Genomic DNA, 22,135 nt, shown 5'->3' with positions numbered 1-22,135 from the left:
CCCCTCTCGTTCATGGATAGTCATCCATACCATCTTTCGAGAGGGGTTACACTTTTTTCTTAAGTTGACAGCTATGACGGCCTCAGCCGCTTCACTCCCTGCGTTCGCTCCAGGGTCTTCGGCTCGCGTCGCTTCGCTGCTCCCACAGGAGTCTCGTGGCCGGACCGGTTGGGGATGTCGCTTTTCAGATAAGTGAGGAGAAGCGGTATCCGGTGTTCACTTCACGCCAGGTTCCGCAGCGAAAACCGGCGTCTCCTGCGGGATAGCGAAGTGCCGAAATCCACTCGGGCGTCCGTCCCGAGTTAGTTCGGCGCGAGCCCGCGGAAAGCGTCCGGTGGAAGCGCAGGAACCGAGGGGAGAAGCTTTTTTTGATCGTTACTCACTTGATTGAATGTATCTTCTTTTGTCTATAAGCTCAGGCCCTTCACTAGGAAAGGCCTTTTTGTATTGAAAATTCCCTTTGAACGGTTAAGAAATTAAGACATGCCAAAGAATTTCATAATGCTGAGGATCATGATCCCGATAACACCGAAATCAGAATCGCCGAATGTGGTTCCTTCGAAACCGATGTCCCCCATCAATACCAGCAGGATTGCCGGGATAAAACTGATCAGAAGCCCATTCGCGAATGCACCGGCCATAGCGCCTCGGCGCCCGCCCGTGATGTTTCCAAACACGCCTGCAGCAGCACCCGTGAAGAAATGTGGAACGAGTCCCGGAACGATTACGCTCAGACTAAGAGCAGGAAGAACGAACATCGCCAAAAGACCGGCTAAGAAACTGAATAGGAATCCAATGATTACAGCATTTGGGGCAAACGGGAAAATTGTCGGGCAATCCAATGCCGGCTTTGTGTTCGGCACTAGTTTATCGGCAATTCCCTGGAATGCCGGAACGATTTCAGCAATCAGCATCCGCACTCCCGCAAGAATTATGTATACACCTGCAGCAAATGTAATAGCTTGGATGAAAGAAAATACGATAAAATTGGAACCGCCGGAAAGATTGGTTTCAATGTATTCCTGTCCAGCAAATAATGCCACGATGACAAAGAACAATGTCATGGTCAAAGAGACCGCAACTGATGTATCACGCAGAAACCCGAGTGATTTAGGCACTTTGATTTGTTCGGTCGTTTTTTCCTTGTTGCCCGCCCATTTTCCGACTGTCGCAGAAATGAAATAGCCAATGGATCCAAAATGGCCGATGGCAAAATCATCGCTTCCTGTGATTTGACGAACAAAAGGTTGCAGCATTGCTGGGAACAGAACCATACATGCACCTAGCAAAATGGATCCGACTGCAATAAGCGGTACGCCCGATAATCCACCAATTGATAAAGTAACAGCCAATAAGCAAGCCATGAACAGCGTATGGTGCCCAGTCAAGAAAATATACTTGAATGGCGTGATGCGGGCCAGAATGATATTGAAGACCATTCCGAAAACCATGATCATGGCAGTCGATGTTCCATAGCTGCCCTGGGCTGTCGCTACGATGGCTTCGTTATTTGGAATGACGCCCTGTACATTAAAAGCATGGTCGAACATTTGGCCGAATATATCAAGAGCTCCGATTAATACCGCTGCCCCTGCGCCAATGATGATAAAACCCATTACCGTTTTCAGCGTTCCGGATACTACATCTGCACTGGACTTCTTCTGTAACAACAACCCGACGAGTGCAAACAGGCCGACGAGTATGGAAGGCGTCCCTAAAATATCTGTCATAATTAGATCAAGCATCGGTTCTCATCCTTTGAAATGAATTTTATTGGAAATGCGGTTCTAATTTAGATTTAATCTCCGGAATGCTCATCATATTCTCGAGAGAAACAAGCGTCCGTTTTCCATCGTCAAGCTGGCCGATGATGTCCCCTGCTCCGATAAAAATATCGGCCTGCTCCGATTTAGCCGAAGCCAGATCCGTGTGGTCCACTTCTGCCGTATGTTCCATTTCTTTTAAAGCTTTCTTGACATTCAATTCCATAATAAAGCTGCTTCCTAAGCCGTTTCCGCATACTACCATGATTTTCTTCATTGTGTTTCCTCCTTTGAATTTTCGTGAATAAATTCCATAAGCTCTGTTTTATCTGAGATTTCCAGCATCCGGTCAATATTAGCCGGATCATTTAATAATTGCGTCAATTGAATCAATGCACGCAAATGCGAGTCGCTGTCGGAGGCGGCCAAAACGATAATCAGACGAACCGGCTTATCGGCTGCGAATTCCACAGGCTCATCCAATTTCAATAGGCTCATCGACAAAGAATTGACGCCTTGTTCCGGTCTTGCATGTGGAATGGCCACGCCTGGCGTGATGACGACATAGGGTCCATTCGCTGAAATGCTGTCAATCATTGCTTCCACATACTGTTCTTCAACTGTTCCCGATTCAACAAGCGGCTGCGCTGCAGATTGAATGGCTCGCTGCCACGTTTCGGCAGAAGGCTTCAATTGAATCGTCTGCAAAGTGAGTAATTCTCCTAACACTGGTTTTTCGGCCTCCTTTAATGAATATTTAATTGTTTTTTGTGAAGGGCTGTACAAATTGGACTGCAAGGCCTTTTCAAGTTCTGGTGCATTATGGATGGTGGCATACTTGGAAATGGTTTTTAACAAAGAACCGACATCGACATTCCCGGTTGTATAACCGTAAAGTTCCTGCATCACTTGCTGGCGCAGCAAATGCTTTTCCTGCACCTCCAAAATAGGCGGCACCACAAAAAGAAGAGCTTCAGTTCTCATATGGACGGTCGAGAAAACCAAATCATAGGGCAGCTGGTAATTTGCTGCCGAACGGACAGACAGCACATCCAAAAACAAGATATCCGGAAACAATTCCCTTAAGGTATAGATAAGGATGTTGCTGATTCCTACTCCATTTGGGCAAACGACGATTGCCCGTTTTCGGTCATCGAGTGCCGTCCCTTGCCGCCGCAGCCAGCCGCCAAAATGGATGGTGAAATAGGCCACTTCATCTTCCGGCACCACTTGGCCAAGTTTCCGTTCCAGCACTTGCAAAGTTTTTCTGACCAGATGATGCAGTTCCGGATAGACTTTTTGCACCCGGCTGGTAATAGGATTCACTTGTGGAAGGCCGTATTTTAGCCGGTGGTAAGCCGGCTTGAAATGGATATAAAGCTGCTCGTACAATAATTCCTTATCCTGCAAGTGGACAAAAGCCAGCCGCTCAAATTCTTCCACTACTTGCTGCAGCAGAACTTGAATCGTTTCATCCTCTTTTAAAGGAGACAAATCCTTTGTCCGGTTCATGCTCAGCAAATGCAGCGTCGCATACTGTTTTTCCGTCTGGCTCCATTGAGCTTGAAAAGCCGACGTTTCAATCATTTGTTCTACCAGCCGGTATTCGCCTGTAGCCACCAACTGATTCCAGCTTTCATCATTCTGCAAGCCCTCGCCTCTTTGGATCAGCAAATCGGCGCAGAGAAACAAGTAACTTAACTCATTAAGCCGTTCATCAGTAAACGTCACACCTAGTTTTTGTTCCATTTGCTCGAGCTGAACCTTGATGGCTTTGATTTGTTGCTTATCATCTTTCCAAACACCTTCCACGATGGCCCGGCTATTCGGATTGCTAAACACTTCACTGACCAGGTATTCAGCTGCGTACCTCTTTGCCCGGCTATTTCCTGAAATCACATAGCCTTTTTGCTTCGAATACTCAAGTTTCAAGTCGAGTTGCTGTGTTTTTTTCTTAAGCCGCCGCAGATCCGTCAACACTGTATTGCGGGACAGGCCGGTTATGGATTGAAAATGATAGACGGATAATTCTTCCCGCCCTAATAAAATCATCAGGTAGAATAAATTCTCCCTTTCTTTTTCGGAAAAAGTATATGTATTCTTGGTCATCTTGACATTCAAAGCTTCTTCATTGATCGGTTCGGTCAAGAAATAACCTTTTTGCCGATCGAATTGAATTACAGAGTAGCTATTAAATTCAAGCCAATCATTGGCTTTCCCGATGGCATATTGAATCTGCCTTCTGGTAAGCCCTGTCTGAATTTCCAAGTCACTCATTTTAGATATAGGTGAATGTTGAAGAAGTATCAGTAAAGCTGCGCTTCTCTCATCCAATAACATCTTTTATCCTCTCCCTTCTTATACGATACCGCATCTAATAGTCGAAAAATACTGTTTACAAGCCCCATTCTTGTGTCAGGTTCTGCACAGAATTGTATTGTTCAGCCACATCATTGCTGACTATCTCATTTTTGGAATCAATTCACAAGCTGCGAACCAGAATAAGCCCGCAAAAAAGCCTTTTTGGAAATCAAATGATTTCCAAAAAGGCTTCCTTTATCTGACGATAAACCAGTAAACGCAAACAATCCCAAAGTCCGACAGCGCGTGGCTGATAATTGTCGCTGATATGGAATCGGATTTTTCCCGGATATATCCCCAAAATAATCCAGCAATGAACACAGGAATCACCGCCACCAAACTAAACCCTGTTTCGAAAATCGGAATAATCGACAGCAAATGATACAGCGTATAAAAAGCGGCAGACATTCCGATGGCATAAAAGGCTTTCCCTTTCGCCCTCAACCTGTCGTACATATAACCTCTCCAGTACAATTCCTCAAGCACCGGATTCGCCAATAGCAGGACAAGGACCAACCCCACTTCTCCTGGACCCGAAAACCCCCAATCCAGCAAAAGTGCCCGGAGATATTCGATGTCCAAAAGATAGATATGCAGCCAGCTCAATCCGCCAAAGATAAAAACGGAAAAAAGCAAGCCGCTGCCAATCCCCAAAACCACTCCCTGCTTGTCCAACTTCAGCCGCTCTTTCGGAAACGCCTTATCAACCAGCGGCACAAACAGCAGCCAGCTATAGAACAGCAAAAACGTGATAGCGACGCTTTCCAGCAATTGCAGCCCGATAAAAATCATGATTGTCGGCCCAATCAAACGCATAAAATTCTTCATAGCGGCTTTCCTGAATTCTGATCGGCTGCTTCCTGCCTGTATTGTCTACTGATCGGCTGCAAGTACTGGTTCACCAATGCGTTGAATTCCAGGAAAGAACGAGGCGGCAATTGATGTGTCCCCTTATCAATATAAGCCACTTGAGTTTGGGGGGCAGCCTTTAAAAATGGAATCCGGTAATGGTGCATCGGTTTTTCAAGCGTTCCATAGATAAGCAGTATCGGCATTTTCAAGCGGTGGAGAGAATGCGTGGAAACATAATCAAGTCCTGTTTTGCAAAATTCATAGGCAGCCCGTGCATCCGATTTCCGGGCCAACTTATAGATGGCTTGTTCATCCCCGGGAAGCTTTCGGTTCAGCTTAGCCTGCAATTTGGCAGCCATCGGCAGTTGTCCGAATTTGGCCATATACATCACCGACTTGATAAAGAATATGGGTGTGAAGTTGTTCAATTCCGAATAGCCGCCGGACAGAATCAAAGCGATGGTCCGTTCCGGATACCTCAATGCAAATTCCTGCGCAATCAATCCGCCGTGCGAATAACCGCAAAGCACGGCTTTTTCAATTCCTATTTCATCAAGCAGCTTCTTCAAGTGCTCCGCCAGAAGATCGATGGTCAAAGGCCTGTCTCCTTTTGAGCTATGCCCATGGCCGGCGATATCATAATAAATAAGCTGATAATGCTCGGCGAGCGGTTCCTGGTGTTTGAATACATTATGGGCCATGACAAAAGGATGGATAAAGACAATCGGCATCCCTTGGCCTTTTAAATGATAGTAAAGTGACACTGATTGATCGATAGTGACATGCGGCATAAAAGGGTCCACTCCTATAACAAAAGCGCAAATTGTACGCAGTTTAAGTTTTTTCTTTTTAGTTACCCGAACTGCAGACAACTCAAAACGCCCGCGCTCCAAAGCAGGCATCCTTTTGCGCCTGAGCAAATTCAAGCTTTATCTATTAACATTCCATCACGGGATTAACCAAATGCATAAAAAAGCACACGCTCATTTGCGAGCATGTGCTTTCCATTTCCCCCGATTCCCCCCGGTCTATGCTTTTATTCTTGCTGTCTGTAAGAGCCATCATCACAACTGAATTGCCAAGCGACTCCGAACTTATCTTCCAGCGCTCCGTACGCAGGGCTCCAAAAAGTTTCCTGCATCTCCATCGTGACTTTTCCATCCTGTGCCAAACGGATGAACTGAGATTTCAATTCATCCACATTGTCCGAAACGACGGTCAAATTGATATTTTGCCCGAAAGTTACAGGCGAATTTGGCATGGCATCTGAAAACATCACTTCGCTGCCCATTAAATTCAAGTTCGTATGCATGACCAGCCTTTTCATGTCTTCAGCCATTTCAAAGCCTTCCTCCGGAGGCATATCCCCAAAACGCATAATTTCCGGCTTCGCTGCTCCAAAAACCTCTGCATAATACCCGACCGCTTCTTCGCAATTCCCGTTAAACACCATGTACGCATGCACTGGCACTTTGACCGCTCCCTTCGTTTGATCCTTATTTTATATTTTCCGTACCTCGTTTAAAAGATGTTCCCTTTTAACGAAGGCACGCAATTCCAAAATAAAATCGGTCATTCCGAAGTTTTTCTCATAGTGTAAATTGCTTTTTTATTGGATGGCAATATACAGAACAAGTGTTCCTTTTTATTATATTATATACCAAAATCAATAAAAAGAACAGCTTATTTTCTTTTTATTCAGTTATTTTATTCTATAAAAAAAGCGTACTTCCTTCTTCTTACTGTTAAAAGAGACAAGATAGAACTGAGCTTATATAATGAATCTATCTTGCATCAAATCGGAGGAAGGGTATTTATGGAGAAGAAAGACATAAGGGTTGGCGGAGTAGAATTGAAATGGGATCTTGGGACAGGGGAAGTTCTATTTGAAGGCGGCGATGTCGTATTTTTTTGGATTACGGCGATGAAGACCTTTTTCGATACCATCAAGGAAATATCCGGCGTTGAAGCAACCAATTTGGCACTTGAAACTACCGGCTTTCGCCAAGGCGTAATTGTTGGTGAAGGATTCGGGGAAATGAAGCATATTGATACCTCTAATATAGTGGAATGGATTTCTGAGACTTATGCGCCAGCTGGCTGGGGGAAAGTTGAAATTACAAAGATGGATGCAAAAAACAATACCTTTACCTTGCATATTCAGAATGACTGGGAATACAAGCTGAATCAGCTTGATCACACACATACGGATGGAATTTTTGTACCTTCTCACTACGCTGGTGTATTGACCGGAATATTCGGCATCAACTTCTGGTACAAGACCATTCAATACCAAAACGCTGAAAATCCGTACAGCGTCGTCGAGTACTTTCCTTCTGATGTGACCGTGCAGCGGAATATCCATGAGCTTTCTAGACGCCAGGAAGCAGACCAGATTAGACGGCTCGAGCAGTTAGTCAACGAGAATACAAAAACCCTGCAAAGCTTGATAAAGGAACTTTCGTCTCCAATTATTCCTGTCCTTGAAGGCATCATCGTCGTTCCAATGATTGGCACTTATGATGAAGAACGGGCCGATGATTTGATTTATAAAACACTCAGCCATCTGCCTAAGCATCAAGCCAGTTTCCTGCTGCTGGATTTGACCGGCTTGAACAAAAACATCTCTGCTCATACTGCCGAATTGATTGATAAGCTGGGAGCCTCTGCTAAACTTCTGGGAACAGAAGTGATATTAGTCGGCGTCTCTCCTGAACTGGCATTATTGATTACACAGACACTGACCAGCCTAAAAAAATTCGAGTGCCTGCAATCACTTCAGCACGGCATCTATTATGCCTTAGGAAAAAGCGGCCGAAGAATCGTATAACAATGAAAAAGAAGAGCGTCTCTGGTTTGCAGAGGCGCTCTTCTTTTTATGTATTACTTAAGAAATGCTAAGGTCAGCACATAACCGACATAGCAAACTGTTTCCCGGATAAAAAAAGGCACCTGGCTGCTGAATGTTTGGAAAATCGAACTTTGTGTCGGTGAAGAATACGCATCGATGCCCGCAACTTGCGCCATCAATAATGCCCGTTTCATATGTAGAGGATCGCTCACAACAAGAAAGCTGTCCAGCCCCTGCTCTTCTGCAATTTCGTTGGCATATAAAAAGTTCTCTTCCGTAATCATTGACTCCGTTTCGATAAAGATGTCTTCTAGTGGCACGCCCATTTGCAATGCGTAATTGCGTGACACTTCCGACTCTGCCATATCGGCGCCGTCCGTTATGCCGCCAGTGAAAATGATCTTATCAACAAAACCATTTTCGTAAAGCCATACTGAATGGTTGATGCGTTCCTGCAGCATCGGTGATGGCTGATCGCCTATCACTTTTGTACCGAGCACAATTGCCGCATCGGTTTTTATATTTTCTGTTTCCGCCGCGTATGTCCAAATGCCATAAGCGGCAAACACAGTAAAAGCAAAAAGTGCCATCAGCAGCACCAATAAAGTTTTTCGTATGATCAGTTTATGCAATTAGATTCGTCCCTTTGGCCTTCTATTCTATCAAGTACATCTTGATTGGATTTGGTCCTTCTATATTATCATTTGAAACCGGTTGAAAGAAAAGAGCAATTTTAAAAAAAACACCAAATGATCACAAAAACGCCAAAAGCCAGAACAAAACCCCTTTTTTCAAAAGGGGTTTTATAGCTAGATCAATAAATTGAACAACAACGAATCATTATTGATGTCTTTATAAGGAAAGCCATTTTCTGCCATTCGTTTCACTAGCGGCTCGTAGTCTTCGCGGCGCTTCAGTTCGATGCCGACAAGTACCGGCCCTTGCTCGCGGTTCGTCCGCTTTGTGTATTCAAAATGGGTGATGTCATCTTCTTCGCCTAGCACCTGTTCCATGAACTTGCGAAGCGCCCCTGCCCGCTGCGGGAAGGTGACGATGAAATAATGCTTCAATCCCTCATAAATCAAGGATTTTTCTTTGATTTCTTGCATCCGCTCGATGTCGTTATTGCCGCCCGAGATAACGCAGACCACATTTTTCCCTTTGATTTCGTCTTTATAGAAATCCAGCGCCGCCACTGATAATGCGCCAGCCGGCTCTGCGACAATGGCATTTTCATTGTACAATTCCAAAATGGTCGTACATACTTTGCCTTCCGGCACCAGGATGATGTCATCTATCACTTCCTGGCAGATCGACATCGTCAAATCTCCTACTTGCTTCACTGCTGCACCATCGACAAATGTATCGATTTCATCCAAACGGGTCACTTCCCCGTTCTTAAGCGAAGCTTTCATGCTGGCCGCTCCCGCCGGTTCCACACCGACCAATTTAGTGGAAGGACTGATTCCTTTCAAATAAGAACCGACACCGGAAGCCAATCCCCCTCCGCCAATCCCACAGAACAGATAATCCACCGGTTCCTGCATATCATTTAACACTTCTACGGCAACCGTGCCTTGTCCGGCAATGACATGGCTGCTGTTAAAAGGATGCACAAATGTTTTGCCTTCAGCTGTACATGTATCCATCGCAGCTGCAAACGCGTCATCAAAGGAATCGCCTATCAACACGACCGATACCTGATCGCCACCAAATCGCTTGACCTGGGAAACTTTCTGGCTTGGTGTCGTGAGGGGCATAAAAATCTTGCCTTCAATTCCGAGCGCTTTGCAGGAATATGCCACTCCCTGGGCATGATTGCCGGCGCTTGCACATACAACTCCTTTGTTGCGTTCTTCCATCGTCATGCTGCGGATGAAGTTATACGCGCCTCGCAATTTGAAGGAACGGACAATCTGCTGGTCTTCCCGCTTTAAAAAGACGTTGCAGTTATAGCGGGCGGACAGAATTTCATTCCGCTGAAGCGGCGTTTTCACTACGACGTCTTTTAACGCCTGGTTCGCCACCATGATTTCCTCCACTGTCACTTTTGCTGCTTCTGATGTTCTTTCCAGCTCTGTGGTGTTGCTTCTCGTCATCTGTATCACCCTTTTAAATTTAGTTATTTCATTACTCTAACATAAAGAAGTGCATTATTGATAAAAAATTTCGTCAATTCTTTGACTACTTTTCTGAATTGTATGAGATACTTTCATTAGGAAAACAAGCCTGGCACGGGCTGATGATTTATACGCTGATAAAAGGGTATAAGTAAAGGTGTAAAAAATTGTTTAAGGAGCTGGGAAGATGAACAAAGAGCAATTTGATCTGGTGAAAAACGGAAAAGGCTTTATTGCAGCACTCGACCAAAGCGGCGGCAGTACACCGAAGGCATTGAAACTGTATGGTATTTCAGAAGATGCCTACTCCACCGAAGAGGAAATGTACGATTTGATCCACGAAATGCGGACGCGCGTCATGACCGCTCCTGCATTCAATTCCGATTCAATTCTCGGTGCTATTCTTTTCGAACAAACGATGGACCGTGAAGTTGAAGGCAAATACACTCCGGATTATTTGTGGGAAGAAAAAGGCGTAGTCCCTTTCCTGAAAGTCGATAAAGGGTTAGCCGATGAAGAAAATGGCGTTCAGTTGATGAAACCGATTCCCAATTTAGATGAACTTTTAAAAAGAGCAAATGAACGAAATGTTTTCGGCACAAAGATGCGATCTGTTATCAAAGAACCGAATCCTGAAGGGATCAAGCGTGTGGTCGACCAGCAGTTTGAAGTGGCAAATCAAATCATCGCCGCCGGGCTCGTTCCAATCATTGAACCGGAAGTGGATATTCACAGTGCTGAAAAAGAAAAAATCGAAGCTTTGCTAAAAGAAGAAATCCTGAATCATTTGGATGATTTAAGCGAAGAGCAGCCGGTGATGCTGAAACTGACGATTCCAACGGTCGATAACTTCTACAAAGAATTGATTGAACATCCGCGCGTGGTGCGGGTAGTCGCTCTTTCCGGCGGTTATACACGTCAGGAAGCCAATGAAAAACTGGCAGCGAATAATGGGCTGATTGCAAGCTTCTCCCGCGGGCTGTCCGAAGGAGTCAGCGCTGATCAGAGTGATGACGAGTTTAACGAAGCGATCGCTGATTCGATTCAGACAATTTACGAAGCGTCAATTACGTAAGGCACTTAAAATAAAGGCGTCTCCGGCTTCCTTTTGCAAGGTTGCTGGAGACGCCTTTTTTACGTGTAACTTTTTGGTTCTAATAACGGTCTTATAATAAATTGGTTTCCTATTTTTTCAGCAATATATAAAACATGACGCCAAACATTTAATCTTAAGGAGGAACAAGTATGCAAAAACCAATGTGGGTGTTAGTGATACTGCTTTTATCCATATTCTCGCTGGCTGCGTGCGGCGCTAATGAAAATCCGGCTGAAGACCCGCCCGAAAAACCTGAAACGAGCGAAGGCACTTCCGGAGGGATTGCAGCTGGCGCGCCCGAACCGGCAATTAAGCAGCTGAATGAACAAACCTATTTGTATACTGTTAAAAACCAGACAGAAAAGCCGCTGACTTTTGATTTCACCAGCAGCCAGCGCTTTGATTTTGCCTTATTGAATGAATCAGGCGAACAGGTTTTCCTGCAGTCTTCTGTCAGTATGTATGCCCAGGCCTTGGGCGAAGAAACCATTGCTCAAGCGGAAGAATTAAGCTATCAGCTAGAAGTTCCACCACTTGATCTTGAACCTGGCACCTACACACTCGAAGCCTGGCTGACGCCGGAACAAGGGCCGGCGTTTCACACCGAAACTGAATATATTGTGGAATGAAAACTGATGCAGAAGGAGCGGTCTTAACAGACCGTTCCTTTCAGACTATCGAGAAACTCGTATGTTCTTCTATCATTTCGCTCCAGGACGGACGCTTTTCGCGGGGTGCGGCCTAAGCCTCCTCGCTCGCTGGCGCTCCCTGCGGGGTCTCAGGACTCGCCCTATTCCCGCAGAAGTCGCCGCCTTCCGCTGCATTCTGCATTCTTTTGTCCCCTTTAGAGACTCTCTAAACATGTGACTGCTTTGGAAAGCTCTCCAATGTTTGTTCCTGCTCTCTAGATATGGAGCCAAACAGCGGAGAAAACCGTACTGCTCCTGCAGTGCTGCGCACTTCGTCGCAAAGACTTGCCCTCGCAGGCGTCGGCCAATGTCTTGCCTGCGGGGCAGCGTAAGCGACGAGACAGCCGAGACCCTGCAACGCCCTATCATGTCTCGAAGCTAGCGCAGCGACGAAGCGGCTTGGCGCTCCATAGCTGTCAACTTAAGACTTTCCCCGAAACCCTTCCGGTCATTTTTTCTGTCCGGAAGGGTTTCATTCGCTTGGACAGCGGATATTCGACGCAATAACTTGACCGAGCAACTCAATCCCTTTTACAATCTGTTCTTCATTTGCATAGCTGAACGACAAACGCAGAAATTCAGTGCCTTCTTCCTGATCCAAGAAAAAGTACCTGCCGGGCACATAAGCCACACCTGCTGCATGAGCTTGAGGCAGCATTTTGGCTGTATCAGTTCCTGGAACATTGACCCAGACAAAATAACCTCCTTCGGGTGTATACCAAGAAATTGTCGGCGGCAGAAATTTCTTCAAAGAGGCAATCATTATGCTGCTTTTTCTTTGATAGGCATTCGCCAAATCCTTGACGTGGCAGTCAAAATCAATGCTTTCTAAATAAGCAGCCATAGTTGCCTGGGCAAATGGATGATCCAAATCCTTTTTGAACCAGCTCAATGTCTTGATCAGCTTTTCTGCTCCTGCTACCCAGCCGATCCGCATGCCAGGTGCCACGACTTTGGACAATGAACCTACATATAATACTCGGTTATGCGGATCCATCGCTTTCAATAACCTTGGCTTTTCTTCGAATCCCAGTTCACCGTAAGCATCATCTTCTAAAATAAGAAAATCGTATTGTTCCGCCAACTCCAATGCATGCGCTCTCCGTTCCGGTGTCATCGTCGTACCCGTGGGATTTTGGAAAGTTGGGATTGTATAAAGTATACGCGGCAAAATTTGACCATTCTTTTTTCTGTCCGCCAGCATTTTTGCAAAACGGTCCGTATCAAGCCCTTGTGCATCAGTTGGCACACTCATGAAATGTTCCGTGTAATTCCGGAACACTTCCAAAGCCTCCATATAAGTCGGCGACTCAATCGCAACGACGGATTCGTCATCAAGCAGAATGCGGGAAATCAAGTCGATTGCCTGGCATGCTCCTGATGTGACCAAAAGCTCTTCTTCTCGGATTTGGACATTGCGTTTCAGCATACGCTGTTGGATAAATTTCTTAAGCTCCGGAATTCTTGGGCTGCCGATATAATGAAGCGGCAAGTCACGCTCTTCATCAAGCAACCGGCCCACCGCCTCCTTTATCTCTTTAGAAGGGACAAGTTCTGGTTCCGGATAACCGGAATTCAGGCGAATGCAATTTTTTGGAACTACAGACATCCATTGCCCTGGCGGTTCATTTTGGAATGCCAATTTTATGTCTTTTGAAAAAGGAAAATCATGTTTCATTATGTAAAGGCCCCTTTCTGATGGCTGTAAAGCTTCCTCTTACTCCCTATTCTACATAAAATAAATATTTAAAGCATTCTGTAAAATTTATTTGTAAAATGAAAGGAGAAGTTATGAATGAATTTGACAATCGGAGGAACCCACGTGAAATTGAAAATTTTACATACAAATGACGTCCACAGCAATTATGACAATTTTGCAAAAGCCGTTTCTGTAATCAGGCAATTAAAAGATGGCAATACCATTGTTCTCGACGGCGGAGATTTTGCGGACTTCAAAAGCATCGAACTGCAAGGAACACGCGGAATCGCTACGATTGAACTGCTGGAATCAGCAGGATATGACGCTTTGACAATCGGCAATAACGAAATGTTTAATGGCATGGAAACCCTTGAACATATGGCGATGCATAGTCCCCTGCCCTTTATCAGCAATAATCTAGTAAAGAAAGACCGAAACAGCCTCAAGGGAGTTGTAAAAAGCACCATTCTCCATAAGAATGGCTTGCGGATCCTCATTACCGGTTCTTCCCCAAATCTAGGTGTCTTCAACGACGGATTGGGCATCCATGTCTATGATTATCAGGAGATGGTCGCAGAGGAAATCAAGAAAAATGATGGCCAATACGACCTTTGCATCCTGCTCAGCCATCTCGGCACCTTTGCTGATGAGCCGTTGGCCAGCATGATTCCAGAAATTGATGTCATCGTTTCAGCGCATGACCACAAACTGTATCCGGAAGCGAAAATTGTAAACGGGGTTATTATGAACAGTGCTGGAAATTTTGGAGAATACGTAGGAGTAATCGAATTGGAGGTAGCTCTAGGGAAAGTGGATTTGATCCACTCAGAAACCTTGCCGACAAAAGATGAACCCATGGATCCGCAAATAGTCACTATCTTAAAAACAAACAAAGAAAAAGCCATTGAAGTATTAAGCGAACCGCTTTATAAACTGCAGCAGCCACTTTGGCATGATGTCCTCGAGGAGAACCCTCTTACCAATTTGATAGCAGACGGCTTGCAGGATATGCTGAAATGTGACATTGGACTGATCAACAGCGGAGTCGTCAATGCAGGATTATTCCATGACTTGTCATCCAAGAAATTGATTGAAGTTTGCCCTTCTCCTTTAAATCCGACTTCATTTGAAATTCAAGGCAGGGATATTCGGACAGCTATCGAACAATCGCTGGATGCCCAAATCTGTTTAGCAGACGGAAGGGGTCCTGGTTTCAGAGGGAAATTCGTTGGCCGGCTGCATATATCAGGCGCAGAAATAATTCATGATGGCAAAGAAATACAAGAAATCCTTGTCCATCGCCAACCGCTGCTGGATGATCGCTGGTACACAGTCGCAAGTTCAGATTATCTGCAGCGCGGGTCTGGTTACCCTTCTCTCGCCAATAATCGGAATACGGCCTACCGGGCAGAAGAAATTAAAGACGTTATTCGGTTATATGCCAATAACTTTGAATTTATGAATCAGGCGCTTAAGAAACGCTGGAAAACCTCAGCCAAGGCGCCCGTGTAAAAATATGTATGACAAAACCTTGTTCATTCAGATTGAACAGGGTTTCTTTTATGCCTGCTCAGACTTCTCCTTTTTATCTATACTAATTTCATGCCTCGATAAAAAACACTACATTCAGCCTATTAAGTACTTCCTTGATATAAGTAAAAAAATTAAAATTTTCCCCTATAAATTATATGATTTTTTTGACTTTCGTAGTATAATTATCGCGAAAGCGGTTTCATTTCAGTTGCGAGCCATATAAAAAGGGGGCCAAATTTCTCTCAAAAAATACCTTAAAATGCTGATGTTCGTTTTAATCTCTGAAGCCATTTTATAAGGAGACTAACACAAAAATCAAATTTTAAATAAGGGAGAATAGAACATGAAAAAGTTTGCTCTGCTTTTATTGACTTTCATTTTGGTATTCGGTTTTTCCTCCATGACGTTTGCTGGCTACGATGACGGCAAAGGAGATAGCAATACAACTGAAAAAGTGACTTTCCATAAAGGGGTCACGACCATTGTAAAAACGACAAAAGAAGTCAGCTATGACAAGATTGTCAAAGTCGAAAAAGACACCGACTATAAAACCGTTAAAAAATCTAAAAAAGACACGTATCATGAAACAAAAGTGGAAAAGAAACGTGAAAAACATCCAAAGCACAATTGGTATCGAGATGTCTATATTAAAACCACTTATGAAATAACCAAAACAACCACTTGGGATCAAGTAACAGCTATTCACACCATTAAAACATTCACTACACCGGTTAAAATTATTAAAACTACAGTCACTACTATTAAACATAGAGGCAAACCGGGAAGCAATGGCAAAATCATCAGCAAGAACACTGAAACGTTCGTGGATAAAGAATATGGCAAAACTACAGTAGAAGTGAAAAAAGAAAAAGAAACCTTCAAAAAGAACGTACAAACTCATTATGATAAAAAAGTCGTTAACGTAGAAGTAACTCATGGTAAATGGGAGAAATACGGGAAAGACAATGGAAAAGATAAAGACAAAGATAAAGGCAAAGATAAAGGCAAAGGCAAAAACCGTGACTAACGTATAGCCATAGGCTCCTGCTTATAGGGGAGCCTGTTTTTTTATTTCATGACGTTTTTTTCTGCTTGCCGTTCAACTGTGGAATTCTTTATTAATTTATACTGATTGCACCTCCATAAAGGGGCATTCCAGCGAACAGAAAAATTTCTTTGTCCATATTCCATGAGTTCAAGTGTATTCGCTAAACTGATCTATAAGAGATTCTGGAATCTCCCCTCGCCAAATCAAATCATTTAATTCATCGCTTACCTTTATTGCAGCAAGTTAGAAATCCACATGCCCAATATGGCATCGGCAAGAAATTTTAAAAGCAGGCGAACATTTCTTGTAGCTGGACTTTTTGCTGATATAAAGCCGTTTACACGGATTTAAAAAATTAAATTAAATTAATTTTTAAAAATTTTCGAATAATTGTAGTAAATTTTTGATTTATGTTGTACAATGTGTTCAAGGACAAGATATTTCTATTAAATAAACATTTATAGAAATATTTTGTAGCTGCTTTACAATCCATCTAAGAAGGAGGTCATACTCTCTAAAAGTACATAAATAGGCAAGTTTATAACTCCAAGACGCTTTGTCCAGAGGATAAACAAAATCTAATTATGAAATGGAGAGACACAACATGAAAAAATACCTCACGATCTTAATGGCATTCTTTTTAGTGTTCGGATTCTCATCAACTGCTGCATTTGCAGGTGGCGATGACAACGGACACGACAAAAATGGTTATCATCATAAGTACAAAGACTATGATCATGATAAAGACTACGACCATGACTATGATAAGCATGACAAGTACAAAGACCGCGACAAATACGACAGAGATGACAAATACGATCGCAAATACCATAAACACCATAAATACCATAAACATCACAAACACCATAAACATCATAAACACCATAAACACCATAAACACGGCAAACATTACAAAAAGCATCATAAACATGATGACGATTGCGACTGATACAAACATTAAGAACGCCAGATCAAGCTCCTCTTTCTAGAGGAGCTTGATTTTTTTGTTCAGAAAATAGTTTGTCGCGTTTATTTAAAAAGTTTAATTTTTAAAACTCAGGCAAGCCACTCCCCGGAATTGTTCAACCCTCGTACGCTTTTTGCAGCTCCGGAAGTTCTAATTTCTTCATTTGCATCAACGATTTCATCACTCTTTCAACTCTTGCGGTATCCGAATCCGTTATCATGTCATTTAGGGCAATTGGTACGACTTGCCATGAGACGCCAAACTTGTCTTTTAACCAGCCGCAAATTTGCGCTTTTTCATCTCCTCCTTCGGTCAGTTTGTCCCAGTAATAATCAATTTCTTCCTGGGACTCGCAATTGATGATAAACGAGACAGCTTCTGAAAATTTGAATTCCGGTCCGCCATTCAAGGCGACAAACTCCTGCCCTTCAATCTGGAATTCAATTGTCATGACCGAACCTACCGGCTTGCCGTGAATTTCCTGGCCTTCTTTTACATAATGCGTGACGCGTCCGATGCTCGAATTTTTAAAAACAGAAACATAGAAATTCGCTGCCTCTTCCGCTTGTCCATCAAACCAAAAATTAGCAGTGATTTTTTGAATTTTGTTCTCCACGCTGTTTCATTCCTTTCAAAAACAAAATTAGTGATACAAGGAGCGGCTATGTAAAGTTATTTAAATAATCAGAATATTAACATCTTCATCTTACCTCATTCAGCCTGAGAAATAAATCTCTTATTTGATCTTGTTTGCTCGGATTCCACTCTCATGATAAGTTGAAAAGGACTAAAAAAAGTAATCACAAGATAGAGAAACAGGAGGTGATGTTGTGGAAAGAAAATCATTGTCAGGAAAAACAGCCGTCATTACGGGTGCTAATAGCGGAATTGGTTTAGAAGCAGCAAAAGTTCTCGCCGGTCAAGGAGCCCGGATTGTCATGGCTATCCGCAATATGGAAAAAGGCAAAGCCGCTCGGCAGGAAATCATCCATGCTTTTCCTGAGGCACAGATCGAATTGATGCCACTGGATTTGACCGAGCTTAACAATATACGTTTTTTTACTGAACGGTTCCAAAGTGAAAATGATTCACTCGATTTATTGATCAATAATGCAGGTGTCATGATGCCTCCCTATACGAAAACCAAAGACGGTTTTGAACTGCAATTCGGAGGCAATCATCTTGGCCATTTTGCATTGACTGGACTTCTATTGCCGCTGCTTACAAAAACAGCCGGTTCACGTATCGTGACCATTGCTTCTTTAGCCCATAATCGCGGGAACATCGACTTTGACAATCTGGATGGTTCAAAAGGCTATAAAGCAAAGAAATTTTATAACCAAAGCAAGCTGGCAAATCTGATGTTTGCACTGGAACTCGATAAAAAACTGAAACAGCACGGCCATCACACCATCAGTGTCGCTTGCCATCCCGGCATTTCGGCTACCAATATCTTTAAACTTGGAAAACGGGACGCGCCAAAATCCTTGAGGAGGCTGGCTAATTTCTATCTTCAGCCACCCGAAATTGGTGCACTTGCGACTGTATATGCGGCAATTGAACCTTCGTTAGTTGGCGGCGAATACATCGGCCCTGATGGCAAAGGCTACCGGAAAGGTTACCCGACCTTGGAAATCCCTCATGCTGTCGCTTTGGATGCAGCTGTATCCAAAAGGCTTTGGGAAGTCTCCGAAAAATTGACAGGTGTAGAATTCGACTTTTCAGGTTAACACCTGCTATCGAAAAAATTTATGAATAAAACCGGCAGTCCATGGAACTAGGGCTGCCGGTTTTATTGTAGTGTCAGAAATATGGACATCCGATGATTACTTTAGACGTTTGCCGAGTGCATTCAATGTCTTTAAATGGCAATCCGCTATATGATAAGCGTAAATAGAAGTAATTGATTTCCCATACTGCAATTGCTCCCGGAACGGCCACAAAGATATCCAGTAAAGGATGATCAAGATGAATGTACCGATTAAAATTTTCTTCGCCGCTGTTCTTGCTTTTGTCTTAGCCAGCTGCTCCAGCAATCAGGCCGCATCTACAACCACTGCACAACCTATGAATGCTGGCAAACAAGCACCCGTTTTTGATTTAGTCGATTTGGAAGGCAACCAGCACGACCTTTCAGAATACGCCGGTAAAAAAGTGTATGTAAAGTTTTGGGCTTCTTGGTGTTCTATCTGCCTGGCCGGCATGGAAGAACTGAATACATTAGCCGGTGAAGACACGGACTTTGAAGTGTTAACCATCGTATCACCGAGTTCTAATGCTGAAAAAGACAGCGAGTCTTTCGCCAAATGGTTTAGCGGGGTTGATAATGCTTCGAATATCACCGTTTTACTGGATGAAGGTGGCACTGTTTTTGAAGAATATGGTGTACTCGCCTACCCGACTTCCGTCTATATCGGTTCTGATGGTGTACTGGTAAAAAGCTCGCCAGGGCATTTCAGCAACGCGCAAATTTATGAGAGCTTTGAAAGCATCCAATAATGAAAGGCGGCCACTAAACAATGAATCTCAAAAAAGCATTCATCCTGCTATTGATGCTGCTGTTAGCCGGCTGTTCTATTCCAAACTTTAATACTGCCAGTGAAACAACCGCCGCCGGATCCGAATCCCGCTTTCCTGACAATCCGAATGAAGGTTTAACGTTCGATACCAATAATCTGAAGGATATCTGGCTAGCCGGCGGCTGCTTCTGGGGAGTTGAAGCTTATATGGCCCGCGTCTTCGGCGTTTATGACGTCACTTCCGGCTATGCCAACGGCAACACTGAAAATCCCACTTATGAAGAAGTGACACGAAAAAACACCGGCCATGCAGAAACTGTCCACGTCCGCTATGACCCGGAACGCGTAGACCTTGAAAAACTGCTGTCCCATTATTTTATGATCATCGACCCGACGCTGGTGAATCAGCAAGGCAATGACCGCGGCGAACAATACCGCACCGGCGTCTATTATGAAGATGAAAGGGACCGTGCCGTCATTGAAAAAGTAATGGCAAACGAAGCTCCGAAATACGATGATCCGATTGTAACCGAAATCGAACCGCTCGAACATTATTACCTTGCCGAAGAATACCATCAGGATTACTTGGAGAAAAATCCGAACGGCTATTGCCACGTTGAATTTGACTCACTTGAAGATCAGGAGGTGCCGGCATTGATTGATCCGACCCTTTACCCGAAACCGAGCGACGACGAACTGAAAGCCAAGCTGACAGACGCCCAGTATAAAGTGACGCAGGAAAACGACACCGAAACCGCTTATTCCAATGAATACTGGGATAACTACGAGCCTGGAATCTATGTGGATGTAGCAACCGGTGAACCGCTTTTCTCATCCCGGGATAAATATGATTCCAAATGCGGCTGGCCAAGCTTCACTCGACCCATTGAACCGGATGTCGTAACCGAACATAAAGACACCAGCTTTAATATGACACGCATTGAAGTCCGCAGCCGCTCCGGTGACAGCCATCTTGGGCATGTCTTCAATGATGGACCAAAAGACAAAGGCGGCCTGCGCTATTGCATCAATAGTGCTTCGATCTTGTTTATCCCTCAAGCTGAGATGGAAGCGAAGGGATATGGCTATTTGGAAGGGATGCTTTGATAGCTGCTAGAAATAACCAAAAGAACTGCCCTTTTATTTTAAAGAAGGCAGTTCTTTTTATTGTTATTGTTCTCTTTCCATAAGCTCCTTCAACCCACTATGATTCTTCACTTCTTGATCCGCCAAGATTCTTGGATGAAAGCCATTCAAATCTACAATATCCCGTTTCCCTTGATAATGCACAATTGCATATCCTTCATAAGGGGTTTCTTCAATGCCTTCAATTTCCACTTTTTTCTTTATGTACATTTCTTTAATTTGCTGTCTTACATCTGAAGAAATCAATTTTTTATTATGATTCGTATGCGCAGTGCTTTTCTGTCGGATATGGCCGCCTTCAAGTTCTCGTTGATTAAAAATGCCTTGCAGCAGATTAATCACTTCACCGAATCCTAGCAATAATACTCCATATAGGACGCCTTGGATGAAAATATCAAACGCCAAGCTACCGCCGATTAAGTCAATACTCGCAATGGAGCGAAAAAAGTTAATGGCAATAACTCCTATTCCTACTATTTGCACTGTTAACCCAATCGTATTTTTCATGCTTGTCAATTTGCTTCCTCCTTAGCTGATTTTATGCTATCGATGTTGTGCTAGCAGGATTTTCATCAGTTCACTAATTTATCATTAATTATTGTTAATTCATTAGCCGATTTTCTGAAAAGCTGCCCGCCATTAAAATTCTTCTACATCTTTAAGACAAAATCCCTTTTCTGAATAACATTGCAATTGCATGGGTCCGGTTCGTAGCAGCCATCTTTTTTATAGCCAACTTTACGTATTGCTTTACGGTCTGTTCACTAATTCCCATTTGATCTGCAATCTCGTTGGTGGTGCCTCCCAACGAGATTTCTCTCATCACTTCCAGTTCCCGGTTGCTCAATACTTGCTGTTTTCCTTCACGTAGAGAAGACTGGAGGATTGTTCCAACTTCTTCACCAAACCAGGTAATTTCTTCTAGTAACTCCACAGGAAAATCCGCATCCTCTTTAATACTCAAACTATAAATAAACCCCATAACTGCATGGCCGCTAAAAAGCGGGACAACCAAAAAAGAATTGACATTCGAATCAATGACGTAGTTGCTGCTGGTTTTCTCGAAAAGTTCCCTGTCTTTGTAATACTTTGCTTTTTTTTCATTGATAGCCGACTCTATTGTCGGCAAAGTTCTAATATCATACCGCAGATCATGTATGTATTTGATTTCATTTCGTTTAAGTGAAATAACCCCTTCCCCTAAAAAGCCGATTGGTGAATAGCGGCAAAGATAGACGTCCAGAACAGGAAAAGTGTCAGAGAAGGCCTCCAGTATTTCAATAATCAGTTTCTCATGGGAAGGTGTTCTTTTCATTGTTTCTAACCGTTCATAAATGGTAGGCATCTGCATCGAATTTCACTTCCTTTTACGGTAGGTAGTTCATACTTAATAGGGAATATACTAAATACTATGAATATTATAACATTAAATTATGTAAGCGCTTATTTTTTTAGTTCTTATATGCTGCATCTAACTGCTCACAAATAAAT

Annotated in this window: 21 protein-coding genes; 9 read left to right on the top strand and 12 right to left on the bottom strand. The window is 43.5% G+C overall.

The window, feature by feature from the left end; translation table 11 throughout:
- Positions 1–476: 476 nt before the first annotated feature.
- The 6 genes from ulaA to AC3AQ9_RS15910 all read right to left on the bottom strand — a co-directional run bounded on the left by ulaA (position 477) and on the right by AC3AQ9_RS15910 (position 6,447).
- On the bottom strand, positions 477–1,745 hold the full coding sequence (ulaA, locus tag AC3AQ9_RS15935) for a PTS ascorbate transporter subunit IIC (RefSeq protein ID WP_488308478.1): 1,269 nt from the start codon (positions 1,743–1,745) through the stop codon (positions 477–479).
- 25 nt (positions 1,746–1,770) lie between these two features.
- Entirely contained in the window at positions 1,771–2,040 is a 270-nt protein-coding gene (locus tag AC3AQ9_RS15930; protein WP_437151053.1) for a PTS sugar transporter subunit IIB, read from the bottom strand.
- A complete protein-coding gene (locus tag AC3AQ9_RS15925) occupies positions 2,037–4,103 on the bottom strand; it encodes a BglG family transcription antiterminator (protein WP_488308477.1) in 2,067 nt (688 codons plus the stop codon). Before AC3AQ9_RS15925 ends, AC3AQ9_RS15930 begins: the two co-directional genes overlap by 4 nt.
- A 216-nt stretch (positions 4,104–4,319) precedes the next feature.
- The gene (locus tag AC3AQ9_RS15920; protein WP_488308476.1) at positions 4,320–4,952 is read right to left on the bottom strand and encodes a CPBP family intramembrane glutamic endopeptidase; all 633 of its coding nucleotides are present in this window, start codon (positions 4,950–4,952) and stop codon (positions 4,320–4,322) included.
- Positions 4,949–5,878, bottom strand: a complete 930-nt coding sequence (locus AC3AQ9_RS15915; protein WP_488308475.1) for an alpha/beta fold hydrolase — start codon at positions 5,876–5,878, stop codon at positions 4,949–4,951. Before AC3AQ9_RS15915 ends, AC3AQ9_RS15920 begins: the two co-directional genes overlap by 4 nt.
- A gap of 134 nt (positions 5,879–6,012) precedes the next feature.
- Positions 6,013–6,447 carry a VOC family protein gene (locus AC3AQ9_RS15910; protein WP_488308474.1) on the bottom strand — a complete coding sequence of 145 codons (435 nt, stop codon included), beginning with the start codon at positions 6,445–6,447 and terminating at the stop codon, positions 6,013–6,015.
- A 345-nt stretch (positions 6,448–6,792) separates the two neighbouring features.
- Here AC3AQ9_RS15910 and AC3AQ9_RS15905 point away from each other — a divergent pair, with 345 nt between their 5' ends.
- On the top strand, positions 6,793–7,806 hold the full coding sequence (locus AC3AQ9_RS15905) for an STAS domain-containing protein (RefSeq protein ID WP_488308473.1): 1,014 nt from the start codon (positions 6,793–6,795) through the stop codon (positions 7,804–7,806).
- Between the two features lie 53 nt (positions 7,807–7,859).
- On the opposite strand, the gene AC3AQ9_RS15900 is transcribed toward AC3AQ9_RS15905, so the two are convergent.
- Both AC3AQ9_RS15900 and ilvA read right to left on the bottom strand, forming a co-directional pair.
- Positions 7,860–8,459 (bottom strand): YdcF family protein, encoded by a 600-nt coding sequence (locus AC3AQ9_RS15900; RefSeq protein ID WP_488308472.1) that lies wholly within the window; start codon positions 8,457–8,459, stop codon positions 7,860–7,862.
- Positions 8,460–8,636: 177 nt separating this feature from the next.
- Positions 8,637–9,926 (bottom strand): threonine ammonia-lyase IlvA, encoded by a 1,290-nt coding sequence (ilvA, locus tag AC3AQ9_RS15895; RefSeq protein ID WP_488308471.1) that lies wholly within the window; start codon positions 9,924–9,926, stop codon positions 8,637–8,639.
- Between the two features lie 208 nt (positions 9,927–10,134).
- Here ilvA and AC3AQ9_RS15890 point away from each other — a divergent pair, with 208 nt between their 5' ends.
- Positions 10,135–11,022, top strand: coding sequence for a fructose bisphosphate aldolase (locus AC3AQ9_RS15890; RefSeq protein ID WP_488308470.1), 888 nt, complete (start codon positions 10,135–10,137; stop codon positions 11,020–11,022).
- A 170-nt stretch (positions 11,023–11,192) separates the two neighbouring features.
- Entirely contained in the window at positions 11,193–11,672 is a 480-nt protein-coding gene (locus AC3AQ9_RS15885; RefSeq protein WP_488308469.1) for a BsuPI-related putative proteinase inhibitor, read from the top strand.
- 532 nt (positions 11,673–12,204) lie between these two features.
- Here the strand turns inward: AC3AQ9_RS15885 and AC3AQ9_RS15880 are convergent.
- Positions 12,205–13,410 (bottom strand): aminotransferase-like domain-containing protein, encoded by a 1,206-nt coding sequence (locus AC3AQ9_RS15880; RefSeq protein WP_488308468.1) that lies wholly within the window; start codon positions 13,408–13,410, stop codon positions 12,205–12,207.
- A 117-nt stretch (positions 13,411–13,527) separates the two neighbouring features.
- Here AC3AQ9_RS15880 and AC3AQ9_RS15875 point away from each other — a divergent pair, with 117 nt between their 5' ends.
- The 3 genes from AC3AQ9_RS15875 (at position 13,528) to AC3AQ9_RS15865 (ending at position 16,961) form a co-directional block, all read left to right on the top strand.
- The gene (locus AC3AQ9_RS15875) at positions 13,528–14,943 is read left to right on the top strand and encodes a bifunctional metallophosphatase/5'-nucleotidase (RefSeq protein ID WP_488308467.1); all 1,416 of its coding nucleotides are present in this window, start codon (positions 13,528–13,530) and stop codon (positions 14,941–14,943) included.
- 364 nt (positions 14,944–15,307) lie between these two features.
- Entirely contained in the window at positions 15,308–15,991 is a 684-nt protein-coding gene (locus tag AC3AQ9_RS15870) for a hypothetical protein (RefSeq protein WP_488308466.1), read from the top strand.
- A gap of 625 nt (positions 15,992–16,616) precedes the next feature.
- Positions 16,617–16,961: a hypothetical protein gene (locus AC3AQ9_RS15865; RefSeq protein WP_488308465.1), complete on the top strand. Its 345-nt coding sequence runs from the start codon at positions 16,617–16,619 to the stop codon at positions 16,959–16,961.
- A 133-nt stretch (positions 16,962–17,094) separates the two neighbouring features.
- Here AC3AQ9_RS15865 and AC3AQ9_RS15860 read toward each other — a convergent pair whose 3' ends face one another.
- The gene (locus AC3AQ9_RS15860; protein WP_488308464.1) at positions 17,095–17,595 is read right to left on the bottom strand and encodes a VOC family protein; all 501 of its coding nucleotides are present in this window, start codon (positions 17,593–17,595) and stop codon (positions 17,095–17,097) included.
- A 214-nt stretch (positions 17,596–17,809) separates the two neighbouring features.
- Here AC3AQ9_RS15860 and AC3AQ9_RS15855 point away from each other — a divergent pair, with 214 nt between their 5' ends.
- From AC3AQ9_RS15855 to msrB, 3 genes are all read left to right on the top strand, one after another.
- On the top strand, positions 17,810–18,709 hold the full coding sequence (locus AC3AQ9_RS15855) for an oxidoreductase (protein WP_488308463.1): 900 nt from the start codon (positions 17,810–17,812) through the stop codon (positions 18,707–18,709).
- A 238-nt stretch (positions 18,710–18,947) separates the two neighbouring features.
- On the top strand, positions 18,948–19,478 hold the full coding sequence (locus AC3AQ9_RS15850) for a TlpA family protein disulfide reductase (protein ID WP_488308462.1): 531 nt from the start codon (positions 18,948–18,950) through the stop codon (positions 19,476–19,478).
- A 20-nt stretch (positions 19,479–19,498) separates the two neighbouring features.
- On the top strand, positions 19,499–20,605 hold the full coding sequence (gene msrB, locus AC3AQ9_RS15845; protein WP_488308461.1) for a peptide-methionine (R)-S-oxide reductase MsrB: 1,107 nt from the start codon (positions 19,499–19,501) through the stop codon (positions 20,603–20,605).
- Positions 20,606–20,668: 63 nt separating this feature from the next.
- On the opposite strand, the gene AC3AQ9_RS15840 is transcribed toward msrB, so the two are convergent.
- Complete coding sequence (locus AC3AQ9_RS15840) at positions 20,669–21,160, bottom strand: hypothetical protein (RefSeq protein WP_488308460.1); 492 nt, start codon at positions 21,158–21,160, stop codon at positions 20,669–20,671.
- A 142-nt stretch (positions 21,161–21,302) separates the two neighbouring features.
- Complete coding sequence (locus AC3AQ9_RS15835; RefSeq protein ID WP_488308459.1) at positions 21,303–21,995, bottom strand: response regulator transcription factor; 693 nt, start codon at positions 21,993–21,995, stop codon at positions 21,303–21,305.
- Positions 21,996–22,135 lie beyond the last annotated feature (140 nt).

It is taken from the genome of Planococcus sp. VCh962 (genome assembly GCF_057748275.1).
The sequence above is the reverse complement of the archived record's forward strand: the minus strand, read 5'-3'. Positions and strand labels throughout refer to the sequence as shown.